The following is an 18,058-nucleotide window of genomic DNA, read 5'->3' as shown; positions in this document are numbered from 1 at the left end:
GGGTGATACAAATGGCTGAGAAATCCAACGCCGAACTTCCGCCACTTCCGTACGATTACGACGCGCTCGAACCCTCGATCTCCGAGCAGGTTCTGACGTGGCATCACGACACGCACCACCAGGGCTACGTCAACGGCCTGAACGCGGCCGAGGAGACACTCGCCGACAACCGTGAGTCGGGCGACTACTCCTCGACGGCCGGTGCGCTCGGGAACGTGACCCACAACGGCTGTGGTCACTACCTCCACACACTCTTCTGGGAGAACATGTCCCCGGAGGGTGGCGACGAGCCGTCGGGTGACCTCCGCGACCGTATCGAGGCCGACTTCGGCTCCTACGAGGGCTGGAAGGGCGAATTCGAGGCCGCTGCCTCCGCCGCCGGTGGCTGGGCACTCCTCGTCTACGACCCGGTCGCCAAGCAGCTTCGCAACGTCAAGGTCGACAAGCACGACCAGGGCGCGCTCTGGGGCGCACACCCCATCCTCGCCTGTGACGTTTGGGAGCACTCCTACTACTACGACTACGGCCCGGACCGCGGTTCCTTCGTCGAAGGCTTCTTCGATGTCCTGAACTGGGACAAGGTCGCAGAAGAGTACCAGAAGTGCACCGGGCACTTCGAGTAAGGACGCGCTGACTCCGTCGAACCACGACCATTTTTTCAGTCGCTCGCTCCGAGAGCGACGCGTCGACTGTCGATATCACCAACAGGCTGCAGAAGCGTCGCTCAGTCGACGACGCCTGTCGTTCAGTCGACCACGGCACCCGTGAACTCGATGCGGAATCCACCGTCGCTCGCGGCCGTGACCTGCACGCCCCAGCCGTGTGCTTCCGCCGTCGAAGCGACGATGGCCAGTCCGAGGCCGGTGTCGCCGTCGGTGGAGTACCCCGCTTCGAGGACGCGCTCCTGTGCGGCCTGCGGGATGCCCGGCCCGTCGTCTGCCACGAAGAAGCCCTGTTCGTCCGCGTTGAGCAACGACCCAGTCGAACCCAGCCCACCGACGCGGACCGTCACGTCTTCACCTGCGTGTTCGACCGAGTTTTGGAACAGCGTCTCGAACAGGCGGACGAGTCGCCTGCGGTCGGCCCGGACGTACTGGTCCGACTCGACCGTGAGTGACGCCGCTCGCGTGTCGAGGTTGTTCCACGCCTCGCGGGCCACGTCGCGCAGGGCGACGAACTCCTGGTCGTCGTCGGCGATGGTCTCGCCCTGCTGGGCGAGCGTCACCATGTCGTCGACGATTTCGTCGATGGTCGTGAGCGCCTCTCTCGTCTGGCGTAGCTGTCCCCGGTCGCCCTGCTTGAGGCCGCTGACGAGACTCTGCTCCGCCGTCGCCAGCGGTTCGCGCAGGTCGTGACTCACGATGGTGGTGAATCGCTCCAGTTGCTCGTTCTGGCGTTCGAGTTCCTGCTCGCGCTGTTTGCGGTCGGTCACCTCGCGCACGATGAACAACCGGCCGACGGCCTCGCCGCCGTCGGTCGACAGCGAGGACACCTCGACCTCGTAGTACCGGCGGCCGTCGTCGGTGTCGAGGGCGATTTCCTCGGTCACGTCGGTGGCATCGGCGTACCGTTCGTAGACGGCCGGGTTGTCGCCGAGCACGTCGGCGAACGAACGGCCGACAACTCGCTGGTCGGCGACACCCAGAATCTCTGTCGCGCGAGGGTTCGCCTCGACGAACTGGTCGTCGGCGTCGAGGACGAACACGCCGTCCGTGATGTTGTCGAGGACCGTGTCGTGGGCGACGGGGGCGACTTCGGTCAGCCCGAAGCGGAAGATGCCGAAGACGAGTGCGACGCCACTGATGGCGAACGCGACCGGCGTGAAGTCCGGCACGCGCGTCGAAGCGACGGCCGGCGTCAGGTCCGGTGCGGCCGACCCGGCGAGTCCGAGGCCGACGAAGAGGACGTTCCCGACGAGCGGGACGACAGCCGCCGTGACCATCGAGAACGCCTGACCGCGGTAGACGTTCTTCGAGCGAGAGACCTGCCGAAGGACGAACACCGCGCCACCGAGCGTGAGCGCGTATCCGTACGCCATGTACAGGTAGAACAGCACGCCCCAGTCGCCGTAGGTGACGACCTGCGAGGTGCCGGCACCGAAGTCGCTCCACCACAGCGTGTGCATCTCCGCAGTCCAGACGACGAGGTTCACGAGGACCGGGGCGGCCCCCAGCACGACGTACAACCCCGTCGAGAGGAGGTCGTCGCGACCCGCGTACCGCAGTGCGAGGACGAACCACGCCGTCACCACGACCGGAATGCCGAGGTAGGTCAGCTTCGTGCCGAGTATCGCCAACTCGGACGACCCACTCAGGACGCCGTAGCGATACACCAGTGTCCCGCCACCCCACACGACCGACGCCAGCATCATCGCCAGCAGTGGTTTGGCTACGGGCTTCCGTCGCTTCTGCCACGCCAGAAAGCCCACCGTTCCAGACGCGAGCATCGACAGGACGAGGACGACGTCGTACACCCCGAACGACGCGCCACTGATTGTAAACAACCCACTCATTGTGTGTTCATTCGAACGGTGTTTCTCCGTATTAGGTGCGTTGGCCGCTGTGAGACACGAATCATAAAAGACATATTAGAACTAAATAAGGTGTGTGGTGGGGTTGTGGCTCACTATTTCTGCAGCGAAGTCCCGTGTGTAACAGTGACGTATCGAGCGATGCGAGGGGGACCATCCCCCAAAATATATCCTTCTCGACAGTTTTATGGGCTGGGCTGGCCCTCTCTTAGATGCCGACAGTCCGAGACACACGAGTCGCGCAAAATCGCGACGGTACCTGTCACCACATCATAACTAATCTGTCATCCCGTGTCTCGACATCGGTGGCGGTGGGGTGCTATCACTCGCAGGCTGGTAGCATTTCCCTTCATAACCACCCTTCTACACGACGATGGACCGGACGGTTTAGGAACCGACCTGCCATAGCATCGTGTATGCCCGTTCCGAAGTCAGAATTCGACGCGCTGCATCCCTGTGACTTCTACACACCCGAGGAACTGTTCGACGACGACGAGATGTACACCGTCTACGAAATCGCCCGCCTCCTGCAAGGCCTCGAACCCGACGCGGACATCGACCGCGACACCGAGGACATCCTGCTCGACTGGGCCATCCCGTGGGTGATGCGCAACGCAGACGACCTCGTCGTGGCGACGCCCCGGAGCGACGACGAACCGGGGTACTACGGTCTGAAAGAGGAGTAACTCCGCGTTCTCCGAGCGACTACTGCTCGTTCACTGTCGGAACGACGACTTCGCCATCTGCAAGGCGAGTTCGACGTGGCCGTACGGTTCGTTCGTAATCGAGGGACCGTGGCCGACGTGCATCTCTCGCAGGTTCTCGTCGGTCGTTTCGGCGACGCGTTCGATGCTCTCGACGAGTGCGGCGTGGTCGCCCTCTGCGAGGTCGGTCCGACCGAAACCGCCGTTCTGGAAGACGAGGTCGCCCGCGAACAGAATCTCGGGGGCTTCGGCGTAGAAACAGAGGTGGTCGTTCTTGTGCCCCGGCGTGTGCATGGCGAGGTAGTCGTGGTCACCGATACGGACCTGTTCGCCGTCGGCGATGGCGTTGTCGACGCCGGGTTGGTCCGTGTCGAAGCCCCACGCCTCGACTCCGAAGGCTTCCTTCACGTCTTCCAGATTCCCGACGTGGTCCGGGTGCGTGTGCGTCATGACGACGGCGTCGATGCCGCCTCTGTCTTCCAGCTTCGACACCACGTCGAAGTTCGCACCTGCGTCCACGAGGACCCGCCGGTTGCCGTCGACGAGGAAGACGTTGCTCGTGAACGCCTGCACGTCCGCAGCGAGGTTCGAAATCATCTACCTCGTGCTACTCGCGGGAGGTGTTTCACGGTTCCGTTCGCGGTGTCGCTTGGCGAAGAAGGAGGACGCAACGACGACTCAGGCCGACGCGCCGACCAGCACCAGCTTCGTGGGTTCGTCGTACGGGTTGTGCAACTGGCGTGTCTGGTCGGCAGAGAGGCGGATGGCCTCGTCCGTCTCGATGGTAACCGTCTCGTCGGGGAGTTCGACGTCGACTTTCCCCGCGACGACGACGTACACTTCCTCCTGTCCGTCGCCTGTGTGGTCGTGTTCTTTGCCCTTACAGCCCGGTTTCATCTCCATGACGGTGACACCGACGGCCTCGCAGTCGAGGGCGTCACGCAGGAACCACATACCGCCGTACTCCTCGTCCATAACTGAGTCCACGTCCGCGGTGCTCGCTTTGGTGTATGCCATACAGACACGTTCGCTCGTCCAGTGTATCAACGTCGGGAAACCGGCAGTGAAGAGTAGCCCATCGGGCCGGTCGGACAGTCCCGACCTGTACGACCACCACGTTTACCACGACCGACTCCCTACGAGAGAGTGCGATGTCTACATACTCGCACGAGGATAGAGGAAGTCACGGCGACGTGGCTGGTCGAGAAATTCCCCGACCACGATAGCTGCGCCGTCGTAGCCGACAGCCGCGGTCTGTTACTCGCCGTCGGCGACGAGACGTACGAACTGACCCGTAGCGAAGCGGCCGCGCTCCGCGAAGAACTGAGCGACGCACTCACGCAGACCCACGAGTTCGTCCACACGACGTGTACCCACCGCGACGACGGCGGGTACGTGGTCGAACGACGTGGCGCGAACTCGGCCGGGCACCGGAAGGTGTTCGACACTGAAACACAGTGTGAGCGGTTGTTTAACCGCCTCCCCGAGGAGTTCACCGCCGAGGACGTCGGCCGAACCGGCCTGACCGGCGGTCGCCGGCACATGCTCGTCTGGCACTTCGCCGAACACCCGAACTACGACTGCGAGCTGGTCTCGCGCCAGCCGCTGACGGTTCGAAAGGTAGCGCCGTCCGGTGACACAGGCGAGGCGACAGAGACAGCCGAGACCGCTGAGGCGGAGTCTGGCGCGGACGACGGAGAGACGACTGGAACCAACCCCGAGGTGATGCCCGCGGACTGAGGCCTCGTCGAACCACGTCGAACCGTGTTCTGTGTTACACAGACAACCGAGTAGCCTGCCGCCTGCCGTAGTCTTTTGCCGGTCGATCGCAAGTGCATCCGTATGCAACCACGACCCTCGACGTTCTCCATCGCTGCACGTGACCCCGAGACAGCCGCGGTCGGCGTCGCCGTCCAGTCGAAGTTCATCAGCGTCGGCGCGGTCGTCCCGTTCGTCAGTGCCGACGCCGGGGCCATCGCCACACAGAGCTACGCCAACGTCGCCTACGGCCCGGACGGTTTGGACATGCTCCGTGACGGTCGCACCGCCACGGCGGTCGTCGACGAACTCACCGGCGCGGACCCCGATGCGCCGCAGCGACAAGTCGGCGTCGTCGGACAAGACGGCTCGGTCGACGCCTTCACCGGCGACGACTGCTTCGACGTCTGTGGCGACGTACAGGGCGAGCACTACACCGTGCAGGGCAACATTCTGGAGAACGAGGAAACGCTGACCGCGATGGCAGAGACCTTCGAAGAGACCGACGGCGGCCTGCCGGAGCGACTCATCGCCGCGCTCCACGCCGGCAACGACGCAGGCGGCGACTCCCGCGGCGAGCAGTCGGCCGCGCTCTACGTCGCCAAGCCCGAGGGCGGCTACGACGGCCGAAACGACCGCTGGGTCGACGTGCGTGTCGACGACCACGAACACCCCATCGACGAACTGGAGCGCGTCTTCCGGCTCTACGACATCACCCTGCTCGCACGTGAGCAACCCGAGGACACTCGCGAACTCGACGGCGACACCGCACGCGAAGTGACCGCTACGCTCGCCGAACTCGGCTTTTACGACGGCGACGCGACGGACGACTTCGGCGAGACCGAGCGCGACGCTCTCGAAGCGTTCCGCGGGATGAACAACTTCGAGAACCACGCGCTCTCGGTTCTCGAAGACGCCATCGCCCGCGGCTGGGACGACGCCGACGGCGAGGGCGAAGACCGCATGGTCGACGCAATCTGGCACGGGTTGCAGCGTCTGGACCGGAAGTAAGGCAGGACTCGTTTTCTCCGCAGGCGGTCGTCGTCGATATCTGAACTTCCACTCTGGCGCGCGCTGGCTCGCGTGCCGCAGGCCGCGAGCGAAAATCGCGCGAGGGATGAGTGAGACGGAGTCGAGCGAATCGGATGGGGAGGTTGTGGCGAGGGCGGGAGGTGCGGTGCGGGTATTTTCCATCGGCATTCGTGAACTGCTCCCCGGAACCACAATCTGCGACGACGACAGAGCCACGCAGCGGTCGTGCTCCGTCAGCAGTCGCGAATTGCTTCTCGGAACCAGCACCAGCGGCGACGTGAACCGTTGTTCCGCCTCCCCGTAATTAGACCCGGCACAACTCTCAGACGCACAAGCATAGATTCAAAAACCAGTACCGTGACCACGTAGCCAACGGGGCACACATGGAAGTCACACTATTGGAGGCGACGCCGAACCCGGAGGAACTGATCTGCAAAGGGGCACGAAACGACTACTACGCGGACTTCGTCGGCGAGGACGACTTCGAGACGGTGATGGAGGGTGTCGACGGCGACAGTATCGAAGAGAAACAGCGCACCCTCATCGGCCACCTGATGACCCACGGCCACTTCGGGCCGTTCGAGCACCCGAACGCGACGTTCGCAGTCAAGGGCATCAGTCGCTCGTGCATGGCGCAGATTACGCGCCACCGCCACGTCAGCTTCGACGTGCAGTCGATGCGCTACGTGGCGTTCGACGACGTGGACCCGGAGCAGGTGGGCGAGGGCGAGTTCGTCGTCACGCCGCCGTCGGCGACGGATGCAGACTGGATCGGCCGCAACCAGAAGGGTGGGTCGGTCGACGAGGCCACCATCGAACAGCGCGAAGAACTGTTCCGCGAGTCGGTCACGCGCAGCGTCGAAGAGTACCAGGAACTGCTCGACCTCGGCATGCCGCCGGAGGACGCCCGCTTCGTCCTGCCCATCGGGACGAAGGTGAACATGGTGATGACGATGAACGTCCGCATGCTCATGCACGTCGCCGACATGCGCGCCGCCGCCGACGCACAGTGGGAGATTCGCGAACTGACCGAGTCGGTGCTCGACCTCGCCGCGGACTGGTGTCCACTCACGTTCGAGTACTACGAGGCAAAGATGCGTAACCGAAAGAACCGTCTCGCACCCTGAGACGGCCGCCTCTTCGACGTTCGAGAACACGGTCATCGACGGCAGTAGCGACGGTGCTTAGAGAGAGTGAGAGAGATAGAGACCTGACGGTGGCCGCCAATGCGGACGGACGAGCGAGTCCGCGGAATCGCGACCGAGTCGCTCGTTCAGTCGTCTGCGTCGTCGGCTTCCTCGTCCTCGCCGCGGACGAGTTGGGCCTGCTGCTGGGCACCAGCCTGCGGGTCGCTCGCGTGCGGCCCCTCGATGAGGTCACCGAAGTCGTCGACCTCGTCGTACTGGTCCTGGTACATCAGCGCGATTTTGCCCTTCTTCGTGACCTCGTACAGTCCAGAGCGGTCTGCCGGACCGATTTTGTCGACGAGGCCGTAGTCCGCGAGGACGGGCAGTCGGCTGTTGATGTTCTTGCGACTCTTGCCCGTGTGGTGGGCGAGGTTGGTCGCAACGTTGCGTCCGTTTGCTTGTAGTGCTTCCAAGATCAGGAAGTCGGTTGGTTGGCGAAGTCTCACAGTTTCACACACCCGGAGTTTCCGATGTATGTAGACCTTTGGTGCTCCTTTTATTTCTATCTAATGGCAATTCACCGATTCGATGGCCAATGGAAATTTGCGTCGGTAATTTTATTATGGGTGGGTGGGAAGTGTGTGATAGGGTGTGACAACAGCCCCGAACGCTCGGACGACTGTTGTCGACCACCCTGACTGGACGACCCCCCCCCCACCCACCACTTTCAGTCGCTGCCTCAGTCAGAGGCACTCCACGGAACCAATCACACACCCACTACCACACTTCGGACGTTCGCTCGTCCACCTCTCGGGTGACGGGCGGTCGTCCACTGGCTACTGAACTGGGTTCATCCGCGAGTCATCCTGCGGAGACCCAGACTTTTACCTGCGCTCGTCGAACGCGATAGTCGTGACGCAGCAACACGACGACGCCCCCAGTAACGCACCCGCGGACAACACCGGGTGGCCTCGATGACGACCCGACTGTTCCGCGACGCGACCGTCCTCGACGCCGATGGCGCCCGCGAGGCCAGCGTCCTCGTCGAGGACGACCGAATCACACACGTCGGTGCCGAACCGGACGGCGTCGACCCGGACGAGGTTCACCACGTCGACGGCGACTACCTCGTTCCGGGACTTGTCGACGCCCACGTCCACGTGATGATGGACGCTGGCCCGAACCCGGCGGCCGACATCGACCGGACGACTGCCGACCTGACGTTCCGTGCGGCCCGAAACCTCCGCGCGGCCCGCGACGCTGGCGTGACCACTGTACGCGACCTCGGAGCGGCAGACGGCATCGCGCTCGCTGCTCGGCGCGCCGTCGACGAGGAAGTCGTCCCCGGCCCACGTGTCCTCGCGTGTGGCCAGAACGTCGTCATGACGGGCGGCCACGGCCACTGGTTCGGCCGTGAAGCCGACGGCTGCGACGAGGTGACGAAGGCTGCGCGCGAGCAACTCAAAGCCGGCGCGGACGTGGTGAAGTGCATGGCGACTGGCGGCGTCCTCACCGAGGGCGCGGACACCGGCGGCCCGGAACTCACAGCAGCCGAACTCGGCGCGCTCGTCGAGGCGGCGAGTGCGAAGGGCGTTCCGACCGCGGCCCACGCGCACGGAAAACAGGGCATCGAGAACGCGGTCGCCGCTGGCATCGACAGCGTCGAACACGCGACCTACATGGACGAGGCGGCCGCGGCCGCCATGGCCGACGCCGGAACGTACTGGGTCCCGACCGCCAGCGCCCTGCACGGCATCGTCGACAACGCCGACGACGAGCGGATTCCCGGCTGGGCTGTGGAAAAAGCCAAAGACGCCCGAGACGCGTTCGAAGACGCCTTCTCGCACGCGCTCGGCGCCGACGTGACTATCGCGATGGGGACCGACGCCGGCACGCCGTACAACACCTTCGCCGACATTCCACGCGAACTGGAGTTCATGGTCGAGTACGGGATGACACCGACCGAAGCCCTCGAAGCCGCGACCGCGACCGCGGCCGACCTTCTCGGCGTCGACGCGGGCCGAATCGAGTCGGACAGCGCGGCCGACCTCCTCGTCCTCTCGACCGACCCACGCGACGACGTGACCGCGTGGCGCGACCCCGAAACTGTCTGTGTCCGTGGACGAATCACCGGGCCAAGTGCCTAGCGTTCATTAGCCCTCACCGAGAAGGGGGGGACGAATGCGTCGGTCACCCGGTGTCGAAACACTCGTCGTCCTCCTCGTGGTCACCGCCACACTCGTTGGCGCGGTCCCGGCCACAGCAGATGTGCAGACAGCGCCGTCGACTCTCGAGACGCCCGAAGGCGTGCTCGGGACGAATCAGCAGTTCGACCGAACCGAGTTCCGGATTCGCGTCTTCGAGAACGGCTCGGCACGTTTTACGATACACTACGAGCGTAACCTCAACGAGACTGAACGCGAGCAGTTCGAGGAGTACGCAGCACGATTCGAGTCCGAGGAGACCGACCTGTACGAGAACTTCCGGGGGCGTGCCAACAGTCTCGTCTCGACCGGCACGAACGCGACCGACCGCGACATGCGCGCGACCGACTTCCAGCGAGCGGCGTTCGTCAGAACCGGCTTCAACGACGTCGGCGTCGTCGACCTCTCGTTCCATTGGAGCAACTTCGCCGCCACCCAATCGGGCACCCTCGTCGTCAGCGACGTGTTCGAAGGCGGCCTCTACATCGGGCCGAATCAGGCACTCGTCATCGAGACCGGCGACGGCGTCCGATTCACCGCCATCGACCCGAACGGAAGTCTCTCCGGTAACAGCATCACCGACAGCGATTCCGTGACGTGGCGCGGCGAGAAAGAGTTCTCCGACGAACGACCACGACTGGAACTTGAACCCACCCGCGCTGGCGGTGCCGGAAACGGAACGAGCGATGGCACCGGTAGCACCACCGACGGAAGCGGCTCCGGTGACGGCAACGACGGCACTAACGGGGGCGACGGGACGACCGTGGCCGGCGTCAACGAAGGCGAGTCGTTCCCGATGATGCCACTCTTGCTCGTCGTCGCCCTCGTGGGCATCGCTGGAGCAGTCGTCTGGTGGCGGACCCGTGAGGACGACGGTCAGTTCCCCACCCCTGACACCTCTGACACCGGTGACTCACCGGAGATGGCTACTGGTCGGCCAGAGCAACCGATGAGCGACGTCGACTCGTCGGATGCCGGCGCTCCCGACCCCGAGACGACTGCTGCGGCCGCGGCTGGGACGACAGCGGTCGACGAGTCGGCCCCACCCGAGTCGTCCTCGCCCGCCATCAGCGACGAAGAACTCCTGACCGACGAGGACCGCGTCATCAGGCTGCTCGAAGACAACGGTGGCCGAATGCGCCAGTCCAACATCGTCGACGAGACCGACTGGTCGAAGTCCAAAGTCAGCATGCTGCTGTCCGAGATGGAAGACGAGGGCGACATCAGCAAACTCCGCGTCGGCCGAGAGAATATCGTCAGTCTCGCCGGCCACGAACCCGACGCTGCTGGCTCACCATTCGACGACGACGACGGCTTCTAACGGACGGTAAACCGCACCACAGCGCCCTCGAAACGCAAGGGTTTTTAATGTCCCTGCTAAACGAGTTAATGCGAAGAACGCACCGCTCCGTTGGTGTAGTCCGGCCAATCATCTTGCCCTCTCACGGCAAGGACCAGGGTTCGAATCCCTGACGGAGCACTTCTTCAATACCAAACCGACGAGCAGCAGGTCGGTCGTTAGCGTGGCTTCCCACCGACTCCCGAAAGTATATTCGTCGTAACACGTACGTTGGGCCATGGCAGATTCTGCGGGGTTGGCCGTCGGTGAGACGGCGCCCGAGTTCGTCGCACCGCTGGTTCGCCCCGGTGGCGGGACCGAGCAAGCGCGATTGACAGACCTTCTCGAAGACGGGCCGGTGCTCCTGTGCTTCTACACGAACGACTTCACGCCCGACTGTACCGGCGAGTGGTGTGAGTTTCGCGACTACAACTGGTTCGACGACGAGGCGGAGAACGTCCAGATTATCGGCGTGAGCAAGTCGCGACCGCTCACGCACAAGACGTTCATGCGGACGTTCGGACTGGACTTTCCGCTGGTTTCAGACCCGGAACTCGAACTCACGACCGCGTTCGAGGTGAAGTACCGGACGTTCAAACTGTTCCCCCGGTCACGTCGCTCGTGTTTCCTCATCGACCGCGACCGGACGGTCCGCTACAAGTGGGTCGGTGACCACGCTATCGACCCGACGATGGACACGCCGCCGGTCGAAGACGTGTACGAGGCGATTCGGGACGAACTCGACGACGTGGAACTCGGGCCGGCACCGGAAGCGGCGGGCGAGGACGACTGGGTCCTCTGAGTACTGGGCGGTCTTCTGAGCACGGGGGCCAAACATCGGGTGCGCACCGGGACGCGCACGAGCCGTTCTGGTTGGGAATCGGACCAATTTGGGTCGAACCTGGGTGACATTGCGGAAATAGCACATATCCTCTCGCCCGTTCGGTGTCGGTATGAGCGTCCAACGGCCAATTACCGTCGGTGTCACGCCGCGTCGTGACCTCGCCTTCCAGTCGACCATCGCAGGTCTCCTCTCGGGTATCGCACTGCTCGTCGTCGCCACCCAGACGACGTTCGGTGCGACTGCGCTTGGGACGAGTATGGAGTTGAGTACGGAGACACCGGACCTGTTCCTCTGGCACCTGCTGTTCGCTGGCCTGTTCGGCGGCTTTTTCGGTGTACTGGTTCACTCGCGGCCGCTCTGGCGGTACGGCCGGGGGTTCCTCGGGCCGGTCGTCGGTGCCGTCTTCGGTCTCTGTAGCTGGGCCGTCGTCGCCGCCGTGCTCGAACCGCTGTGGCTCATCGGGCACGGCATCGCGCCGCTCTCGGCGGTCCCGACGGTCAGCGTTCCGGTGTTACTCACCTACGTCACGTTCGGCGCGGTGGTCGGGTTCGTCTCGAATCTCTGGTTCTGAGTCCGCACTTGAGGACGAATCGACCGACTCGGCTGGAGTTCGGCACGAAGTTCCTTATCGGGGCAACTCGAAAGGCCGGGTAACATGAGTGCCGGTGCAGTGATGTCGGAGCCGACAGTGCTCGCGCACACGAAGCGCGCGCTGTTCCCACCCGACCGGGAGTCCTCCTATGCGGTCGTCGACACCCAATTCTCCATGGAGACGTGGCGCGTCGACGAGGAGATTCCGACGGCGGTCGCGGCCGAACTCTCGCCGTTCAACCACGTGCAAGTCGGGACGGGCTATCCGGACCTCGTCGGTGTCGGCAGACTCGACGACAGCCTCGTGACTGGGATAGACAGTGGGTCCGACGCCCCGCTCGTCGCGGTCGAGGCGAAGGGCTACCGGGCCGACGGCGTCGTCGACGCCGAACGAGGAATCGTGCAAGCACACGACCGGCTGACCGACGCGAACGTGGCATATCTCGCTGCGCCGGCAGCAGCGATCACGACGGGGACGCAGATGCTCGCCCGTGACCTGAACGTCGGCGTCCTCGGTGTCAACGACGACGGGACTGTAACGCCGCTCGAAGTCCCGCACGTCGTCGGCGTGCAGGCGTCGAGCGCCACGACCGCACTCCGGTTTCAGGCGACGGCGCAGGGCGTCGCCGACCAGTCGTTCGGTCTGAATCATCCGAAGAACTACCTCGCGTATCCACTGGCGTGTCACCTGCCGAGACCGACCGACGAACTCGTCGCAGAACACGTCGTCGGTGCGACGGACGGGGCGCGTGCCGGAGCCGCGTTCCTCGGCCTCGTCGACGATGGGCCAAGCGGTGTCGAGGTGACCGAGTTGGGCGAAGAGGTCGTCCGATTCGCGATGCGCGAGTACGGCGACGTCCACGATGCGCTCCGTGCCTTCGAGGACTGGAAGCGCTCTCGAAAGCGGTTCATCGAGGTCGCACCGAAGTGGGGCCAACTCGCCCGACGGGTCGTCTACGAGTATCCAGCGACGAAGCTACTCGTGCGGGAAATTCAGCAACTCCACCGGGGGGACAACCGTGAGCCGACGCTGCGAGAACTCGTCTGTCACCTCCACGAGACGGACCCGTCGTTCGCCGTCGAACTCTTCGTCAGCACGCGTGACGAGGCGCGGTCACGCGTTCTCGACGCCGACGGCGAACTCGACAGGGAGGCGCTCACGGACGGAGCGGTCTACCAGTCCGGCACCACGTTCCAGTTGAAGGCGATGCTGTACCACACCGGCATCGTGACCACGAGAGGCGCAGAGCCGTGCAACGTCGACCCGACCGCGGACGTGTGGGCACTCGTCGAGTCTGTCTGACGGCCCAGTCACCAGAACCGTGTCCCACGTGAGTTGGGAGAGACTGTGAACCGCCCAGTCGACAGCGGTCGGCGACCGTTCGAGCGGCGACGGCACCACGCAGTCGAAGAGATTCACTCCGTGAAAATATTCGTCGGGTAAGTACACTTCCCACGGGACCGATTGACATAGTACCGAGAGACGCCCCACACGACCGGCCCGGACCCACCGCGGGAAATCACCGTCGAGACAGACTGTGGTAGGTTCGACGCTGTGTCGATGCACGGGAGTTCGATTCTCGGGACCAGGTGAACGAGATGAAACGAGACAAACGGAACGTACCAGTCAGAGTCGACACGCCGGACGCCGTCGCCCGACAGCAGATGGATTTCGGTGACACCAGCGGGTACGGAGAACTCAGCGGGGAGTACTTCACGTTCGCTTCCGGAACGGACATCACACCGCTCTTGGCCGGGCTCGAAGACGACCTCTGTCAGTGTCCACACTGGGGATACGTCTTGGAGGGAACGCTCACGGCGAGCTACGCCGACGGCAGCGAGGAGGTAACCGAAACAGGCGACCTCTTCTACTGGCCGCCGGGTCACACGATTCGGGCGAACGACGAATCCGAGATAGTCATGTTCAGCCCGCAAGAAGAGCACGCCGCCGTCATCGACCACATACTGGCGAAGCTGGAGTAGTGTGCACGACGGCACCGTCCACTGTCCAGTGGGGCAGGGATTTCGGGTGATGCACCACGGGGGGTCGGATGGTCTCCCTCTCAGATATTTTCGCCCGGACGAAGGATTTTATATCCTGTATGTGATTTTCTAGCATGGGTAGCGCGATTCAGGCCATCGAGTTTCTGGCGCGGTCAGAACATCGTGTTGCGGTACTGGAAGTGCTCTCCGAAAGACGACACGACCGGCGTGACCTGCGCGCCGCGACCGGGGCATCGGACCCCACTATCGGCCGCATCGTCCGTGACTTCGAGGACCGCTCCTGGCTCGTGCGTGACGGCCGACACTACGAACTCACGCCGTTGGGCGAGTTCGTGACCGACCGGTTCCTCGAATTGCGCGAGGGGATGCGGACGGGGGAAACGCTTCGCGACGTCTGGCGATGGCTGCCACGAGAGATGGACGGCTTCAGCGTCGACTACTTCGAGGATGCCGTCGTCTCCTATCCCGGTCCGAACTATCCGTACAGGCCGGTCGAACGAGTTACATACCTCCTCGAATCGACCGACTCCATCCGGGGGCTTGGGACGACGATATACAAGTCGGGGAACCTCGAAGTGTTCTGTCAACGTGTAATCGAAGGCATGCAGATGGAGTACATCTACTCACTGCCGGTCCTCCGCGCGATAATCGACTGGAACCCGGAGCTGACCGCACGAGCGCTCGAATGTGACAACTGTACCGTGTTCCTGCACGACGACCTTCCGGACGACGACCGGTGCGGACTCAACATCATGGACGACTACATCGGGATTTGTGGCCACGACCCCGAAACCGCCCAGCTCGAAGCGGTAGTCGACACAGCCTCGCCAGAGGCCCGGGAATGGGCTGAGAGTGTCTACGCGGAGTATCGCGAGCAGGCACGACCGTTCGAGATACACGAGCTAGATGGGACAGACGGGCACACGCGCGAGGCACTGCTCAGCGTCGAGCCACGGTAGTTACTCACCGAAGTCGGGGGTGCGGGGCCAGAGTATTTACCCTTCGAGACGTGCGGTCGCCCATGACTGATACGGCGAACGACCGTGCGGCTGGCGCGTTACTCGGACTCGCCTGTGGCGACGCCCTCGGCCGACCGGTCGAATTTCGGACACCGACGAGCATCGAGACCGAACACGGCCGGCTGACCGACATGGTCGGCCACGGGACGCACAACCAACCGGCCGGAACTGTGACCGACGACACCGACATGGCGCTCTGTATCGCGCGCAGTCTCGTCGAATCCGGTGGCTTCGACGGGCGCGACGTCGCCGACCGGTTCCTGTCGTGGTACGAGAGCGGCCCGTTCGACATCGGCGGGATGACTGCGCGGTCGATTCGGGCCTACCGTGACGGTACGCCGTGGGACGAGGCCGGCCGACAGGTGTGGGAAGCGAGCGCCGAGGGGACGAACGCCGGTAACGGCAGCGTGATGCGCTGTGCCCCACATGCCATCGCGTACGCGGAGGACTTCGACCGGCTCGCAACAGTGAGTCGGGAGTCCTCCGCGATTACCCACGCCGACCCGCGGTGTACCTGGGGCTGTGTCCTGACGAATCTCACCATCGCTGCGCTCGTTCGCGGCGACGACGACCCGCTCGGGACCGCACTCGACCGGGTCCGCACGGACGCGCCCGACGAACTCGTCTCGGCCGCCGAGTCGGTCCACTCGGCCGCCGAGTCGGTCCAGACCGCGTCCGCAGCTGAGTTGCAGAACTCCGGCTACGTCGTGACGACGGTGCAGGCTGGCCTGTTCCACGGTCTTCGAGCCGATAGCGCCGAGGACGCCATCGTCGATGCAGTGGCGATGGGCGGCGATGCAGACACCCTCGGGGCGGTCGCGGGTGCAGTGGCGGGTGCCCGCTTCGGTGCGAGCGCGCTGCCGGAGCGCTGGCTCGACGCCATGGACTGCACGACCGAGTGTCGGGAACTCGCAGACGCACTGGTGACGCTCGACCCCGCTCTGTAGGGCGGTCTTTTTCCTGTGCGACGGGCCTCGGTTCGGATATGGCACCCGAAGCGTTCGTCGCCCTGGTGTGTCCCGATTGTGACCACGGCTGGGAAGCGAAGCCCCACAAGCTTCCCGACCCGAAGTCCGAATACGAGTGCACGGCGTGTTCCAACCGTCGCAGACTCTCCGAGTACCTGAAGACCCAGCGCGACCTCGAAGTCGTCGAACAGTTCCACACGGCCTGACGAATCGTCGCGCTGACTCACTCTTCTGGACGGTTTCACTGCCTGTCGCCGACGGTATCCCCCACTGACAGATGTGTCAAACGAGCGTTTTAGTTTGGGATAGGTAATTGCATCCGGGGGGATTACTGCAAGGTGTGCCCCGCAGCGGTTCGGCCCTCCACGCCACTCTCGCCCCCGCTTGCGCCCCTGATTGCCTCACTCTCGCGCCGCCTCCCCGGGACGGTCACGCCGCGAAGAGTCGGCGAAAGGCACATCCCCGCTGACGCCGCATCTGCATCCGAATCCGTGTCCGACGACGACCTCCCACCACCGTCTTCCGGGACCGACGCCCTCTACCCCCAGTCGCTCCCACTCGACGCCGCTGCTCCGACCCGAACCGAGACGGCGACGCTCGGACTCGGCTGTTTCTGGGGACCAGACGCACGATTCGGCGCGACGCCCGGCGTCGTCCGGACCCGCGTCGGCTACGCCGGTGGCTCGTCCCCTACCCCGACCTACCGCGACCTCGGTGACCATACAGAGGTCGTGCAAGTCGAGTACGACCCGACTGTCCTCTCCTACGACGCGCTCCTCGACCGTTTCTGGCGCTGGCACGACCCCAGAGCACGCTCGGCGATTCGACAGTACGACCACCTCGTCCTGTGGCACGACGACGAGCAACGTGCTGCCGTCGAAGCCAGCCGTGACCGAATCGAGTCCCGCCGTGGCCACGTCTCGACACGGACCGAGCCACTGTCGGGGTTCACGCCGGCCGAAGACTACCATCAGAAGTACAACCTCCGGGCAGACGACGAACTGTTCGACGCCATCTCGGCAGTCTACGACGACCCGACCACCCTGCGCGAATCGATCGTCGCGGCACGCCTCAACGGCTTCGCGGCAGGCGATGGGTCGGTCGCACTGCTCGACGACGAGGGAGACTCGTACGGACTCGGCGACGAGGTGCTCGCCACGCTCCGGTCGCGCGTCGAATAGATAGCTGTTCGTCGCGTTCTCACCGCATGGACGTTTCACTGCTCGATTCGCTCGACGGACAGGTCGCGCTCGTCACAGGCGCGAACCGAGGACTCGGCCGCCAAATCGCGGCTGACCTCGAAGAACTCGGTGCGACGGTGTACGCCGGAGTCCGCGACCCCGACTACGACGCCCCGGGGCACCAGCGAGCACTCGAACTCGACGTGACCGACGACGAGGCGATTCGTGCGGCTATCGCCTGTATCGAGGTCGAAGCGGGTCGACTCGACGTGCTGGTCAACAACGCTGGCATCGGGGGCCCACGAGCCTCGACGCTCGTCGACGACTCGGTCGAGGACGTCGACGCCGTGCTCGCGACGAACTTCCGCGGTCCGGTGGTCCTCACGAAGTTCGCCCTGCCGCTGCTCCTCGCTCGGCCCGGTGGCCGCGTCGTCAACGTCTCCAGCGCTCTCGGCGCACTCGGCGAGGGTCAATCCGGTGGCTGGGCTCCCTACCGTCTCTCGAAGACGGGCCTGAACGGCCTGACTGTGTACCTCCACGGCGAGTTCCATAGCGACGGATTACTGGCGAACGCGGTCTGTCCGGGCTGGGTCCAGACTGACATGGGCGGTGAGCACGCGTCGACGAGCGTCGAAGACGGCGCGGACACGCCCGTCTGGCTGGCCCGGTTCGCCCCGGACGCACCTGCTGGACTGTTCTGGCGCGAGCGCGAAGTCATCGACTGGTAACGCGACATATGTGAGACACCGTCTAACAG

Annotated in this window: 20 protein-coding genes and 1 tRNA gene; 17 read left to right on the top strand and 4 right to left on the bottom strand. The window is 64.3% G+C overall.

Annotation, left to right across the window (positions count from 1 at the left end; all coding sequences use genetic code 11):
* Positions 1-11 precede the first annotated feature (11 nt).
* Positions 12-623, top strand: coding sequence for a superoxide dismutase [Mn] (sod, locus tag ACSC1P_RS04420; protein WP_435358920.1), 612 nt, complete (start codon positions 12-14; stop codon positions 621-623).
* A gap of 122 nt (positions 624-745) precedes the next feature.
* Here sod and ACSC1P_RS04415 read toward each other — a convergent pair whose 3' ends face one another.
* Positions 746-2,512, bottom strand: coding sequence for a histidine kinase N-terminal 7TM domain-containing protein (locus ACSC1P_RS04415; RefSeq protein WP_435358919.1), 1,767 nt, complete (start codon positions 2,510-2,512; stop codon positions 746-748).
* Between the two features lie 434 nt (positions 2,513-2,946).
* On the opposite strand from ACSC1P_RS04415, the gene ACSC1P_RS04410 reads away from it, so the two are divergent.
* Positions 2,947-3,216, top strand: a complete 270-nt coding sequence (locus ACSC1P_RS04410) for a DUF5827 family protein (protein WP_435358918.1) — start codon at positions 2,947-2,949, stop codon at positions 3,214-3,216.
* A gap of 30 nt (positions 3,217-3,246) precedes the next feature.
* On the opposite strand, the gene ACSC1P_RS04405 is transcribed toward ACSC1P_RS04410, so the two are convergent.
* Together ACSC1P_RS04405 and ACSC1P_RS04400 are read right to left on the bottom strand one after the other, a co-directional pair.
* Positions 3,247-3,831 (bottom strand): MBL fold metallo-hydrolase, encoded by a 585-nt coding sequence (locus tag ACSC1P_RS04405; RefSeq protein ID WP_435358917.1) that lies wholly within the window; start codon positions 3,829-3,831, stop codon positions 3,247-3,249.
* Positions 3,832-3,912: 81 nt separating this feature from the next.
* Positions 3,913-4,251 (bottom strand): cupin domain-containing protein, encoded by a 339-nt coding sequence (locus ACSC1P_RS04400; RefSeq protein ID WP_435358916.1) that lies wholly within the window; start codon positions 4,249-4,251, stop codon positions 3,913-3,915.
* Positions 4,252-4,380: 129 nt separating this feature from the next.
* Here ACSC1P_RS04400 and ACSC1P_RS04395 point away from each other — a divergent pair, with 129 nt between their 5' ends.
* From ACSC1P_RS04395 to thyX, 3 genes are all read left to right on the top strand, one after another.
* Complete coding sequence (locus tag ACSC1P_RS04395; RefSeq protein ID WP_435358915.1) at positions 4,381-4,974, top strand: DUF7528 family protein; 594 nt, start codon at positions 4,381-4,383, stop codon at positions 4,972-4,974.
* A 102-nt stretch (positions 4,975-5,076) separates the two neighbouring features.
* Positions 5,077-6,003, top strand: coding sequence for a DUF1028 domain-containing protein (locus ACSC1P_RS04390; protein ID WP_435358914.1), 927 nt, complete (start codon positions 5,077-5,079; stop codon positions 6,001-6,003).
* 404 nt (positions 6,004-6,407) lie between these two features.
* On the top strand, positions 6,408-7,151 hold the full coding sequence (thyX, locus tag ACSC1P_RS04385; protein WP_435358913.1) for an FAD-dependent thymidylate synthase: 744 nt from the start codon (positions 6,408-6,410) through the stop codon (positions 7,149-7,151).
* Between the two features lie 146 nt (positions 7,152-7,297).
* On the opposite strand, the gene ACSC1P_RS04380 is transcribed toward thyX, so the two are convergent.
* Positions 7,298-7,657 carry a winged helix-turn-helix transcriptional regulator gene (locus tag ACSC1P_RS04380; protein WP_435358912.1) on the bottom strand — a complete coding sequence of 120 codons (360 nt, stop codon included), beginning with the start codon at positions 7,655-7,657 and terminating at the stop codon, positions 7,298-7,300.
* A gap of 468 nt (positions 7,658-8,125) precedes the next feature.
* Here ACSC1P_RS04380 and ACSC1P_RS04375 point away from each other — a divergent pair, with 468 nt between their 5' ends.
* The 12 genes from ACSC1P_RS04375 to ACSC1P_RS04320 all read left to right on the top strand — a co-directional run bounded on the left by ACSC1P_RS04375 (position 8,126) and on the right by ACSC1P_RS04320 (position 18,029).
* Positions 8,126-9,298: an amidohydrolase family protein gene (locus tag ACSC1P_RS04375; RefSeq protein WP_435358911.1), complete on the top strand. Its 1,173-nt coding sequence runs from the start codon at positions 8,126-8,128 to the stop codon at positions 9,296-9,298.
* Between the two features lie 34 nt (positions 9,299-9,332).
* On the top strand, positions 9,333-10,676 hold the full coding sequence (locus ACSC1P_RS04370) for a helix-turn-helix transcriptional regulator (RefSeq protein ID WP_435358910.1): 1,344 nt from the start codon (positions 9,333-9,335) through the stop codon (positions 10,674-10,676).
* A gap of 84 nt (positions 10,677-10,760) precedes the next feature.
* A tRNA-Glu gene (locus ACSC1P_RS04365) sits at positions 10,761-10,835 on the top strand.
* Positions 10,836-10,932: 97 nt separating this feature from the next.
* On the top strand, positions 10,933-11,496 hold the full coding sequence (locus ACSC1P_RS04360; protein ID WP_435358909.1) for a redoxin domain-containing protein: 564 nt from the start codon (positions 10,933-10,935) through the stop codon (positions 11,494-11,496).
* A 151-nt stretch (positions 11,497-11,647) separates the two neighbouring features.
* Positions 11,648-12,109, top strand: coding sequence for a hypothetical protein (locus ACSC1P_RS04355; RefSeq protein WP_435358908.1), 462 nt, complete (start codon positions 11,648-11,650; stop codon positions 12,107-12,109).
* An 84-nt stretch (positions 12,110-12,193) separates the two neighbouring features.
* Positions 12,194-13,432, top strand: a complete 1,239-nt coding sequence (locus ACSC1P_RS04350) for a hypothetical protein (RefSeq protein ID WP_435358907.1) — start codon at positions 12,194-12,196, stop codon at positions 13,430-13,432.
* Between the two features lie 296 nt (positions 13,433-13,728).
* Entirely contained in the window at positions 13,729-14,112 is a 384-nt protein-coding gene (locus tag ACSC1P_RS04345) for a cupin domain-containing protein (RefSeq protein WP_435358906.1), read from the top strand.
* Between the two features lie 134 nt (positions 14,113-14,246).
* Positions 14,247-15,092, top strand: a complete 846-nt coding sequence (locus ACSC1P_RS04340) for a helix-turn-helix transcriptional regulator (RefSeq protein WP_435358905.1) — start codon at positions 14,247-14,249, stop codon at positions 15,090-15,092.
* 62 nt (positions 15,093-15,154) lie between these two features.
* Positions 15,155-16,099 (top strand): ADP-ribosylglycohydrolase family protein, encoded by a 945-nt coding sequence (locus ACSC1P_RS04335; RefSeq protein WP_435358904.1) that lies wholly within the window; start codon positions 15,155-15,157, stop codon positions 16,097-16,099.
* 38 nt (positions 16,100-16,137) lie between these two features.
* A complete protein-coding gene (locus tag ACSC1P_RS04330) occupies positions 16,138-16,326 on the top strand; it encodes a DUF7836 family putative zinc-binding protein (RefSeq protein WP_435358903.1) in 189 nt (62 codons plus the stop codon).
* Positions 16,327-16,611: 285 nt separating this feature from the next.
* A complete protein-coding gene (locus ACSC1P_RS04325) occupies positions 16,612-17,301 on the top strand; it encodes a peptide-methionine (S)-S-oxide reductase (protein WP_435358902.1) in 690 nt (229 codons plus the stop codon).
* A gap of 26 nt (positions 17,302-17,327) precedes the next feature.
* Positions 17,328-18,029, top strand: a complete 702-nt coding sequence (locus tag ACSC1P_RS04320) for an SDR family NAD(P)-dependent oxidoreductase (protein WP_435358901.1) — start codon at positions 17,328-17,330, stop codon at positions 18,027-18,029.
* Positions 18,030-18,058 lie beyond the last annotated feature (29 nt).

The organism is Haloarchaeobius caseinilyticus (assembly GCF_051207395.1).
GTDB lineage: Archaea > Halobacteriota > Halobacteria > Halobacteriales > Natrialbaceae > Haloarchaeobius.
The sequence above is the reverse complement of the archived record's forward strand: the minus strand, read 5'-3'. Positions and strand labels throughout refer to the sequence as shown.

What these genes read in the sequence shown, in the direction of transcription:
- ACSC1P_RS04360 (WP_435358909.1), top strand. Translation starts at nt 10,933, where the DNA reads ATGGCAGATTCTGCGGGGTTGGCCGTCGGTGAGACGGCGCCCGAGTTC.
- ACSC1P_RS04320 (WP_435358901.1), top strand. Translation starts at nt 17,328, where the DNA reads ATGGACGTTTCACTGCTCGATTCGCTCGACGGACAGGTCGCGCTCGTC.
- ACSC1P_RS04405 (WP_435358917.1), bottom strand. Translation starts at nt 3,831, where the DNA reads ATGATTTCGAACCTCGCTGCGGACGTGCAGGCGTTCACGAGCAACGTC.
- ACSC1P_RS04375 (WP_435358911.1), top strand. Translation starts at nt 8,126, where the DNA reads ATGACGACCCGACTGTTCCGCGACGCGACCGTCCTCGACGCCGATGGC.
- ACSC1P_RS04370 (WP_435358910.1), top strand. Translation starts at nt 9,333, where the DNA reads ATGCGTCGGTCACCCGGTGTCGAAACACTCGTCGTCCTCCTCGTGGTC.
- ACSC1P_RS04410 (WP_435358918.1), top strand. Translation starts at nt 2,947, where the DNA reads ATGCCCGTTCCGAAGTCAGAATTCGACGCGCTGCATCCCTGTGACTTC.
- ACSC1P_RS04340 (WP_435358905.1), top strand. Translation starts at nt 14,247, where the DNA reads ATGGGTAGCGCGATTCAGGCCATCGAGTTTCTGGCGCGGTCAGAACAT.
- thyX (WP_435358913.1), top strand. Translation starts at nt 6,408, where the DNA reads ATGGAAGTCACACTATTGGAGGCGACGCCGAACCCGGAGGAACTGATC.
- ACSC1P_RS04335 (WP_435358904.1), top strand. Translation starts at nt 15,155, where the DNA reads ATGACTGATACGGCGAACGACCGTGCGGCTGGCGCGTTACTCGGACTC.
- ACSC1P_RS04350 (WP_435358907.1), top strand. Translation starts at nt 12,194, where the DNA reads ATGAGTGCCGGTGCAGTGATGTCGGAGCCGACAGTGCTCGCGCACACG.
- ACSC1P_RS04415 (WP_435358919.1), bottom strand. Translation starts at nt 2,512, where the DNA reads ATGAGTGGGTTGTTTACAATCAGTGGCGCGTCGTTCGGGGTGTACGAC.
- sod (WP_435358920.1), top strand. Translation starts at nt 12, where the DNA reads ATGGCTGAGAAATCCAACGCCGAACTTCCGCCACTTCCGTACGATTAC.
- ACSC1P_RS04390 (WP_435358914.1), top strand. Translation starts at nt 5,077, where the DNA reads ATGCAACCACGACCCTCGACGTTCTCCATCGCTGCACGTGACCCCGAG.
- ACSC1P_RS04400 (WP_435358916.1), bottom strand. Translation starts at nt 4,251, where the DNA reads ATGGCATACACCAAAGCGAGCACCGCGGACGTGGACTCAGTTATGGAC.
- ACSC1P_RS04355 (WP_435358908.1), top strand. Translation starts at nt 11,648, where the DNA reads ATGAGCGTCCAACGGCCAATTACCGTCGGTGTCACGCCGCGTCGTGAC.
- ACSC1P_RS04330 (WP_435358903.1), top strand. Translation starts at nt 16,138, where the DNA reads ATGGCACCCGAAGCGTTCGTCGCCCTGGTGTGTCCCGATTGTGACCAC.
- ACSC1P_RS04345 (WP_435358906.1), top strand. Translation starts at nt 13,729, where the DNA reads ATGAAACGAGACAAACGGAACGTACCAGTCAGAGTCGACACGCCGGAC.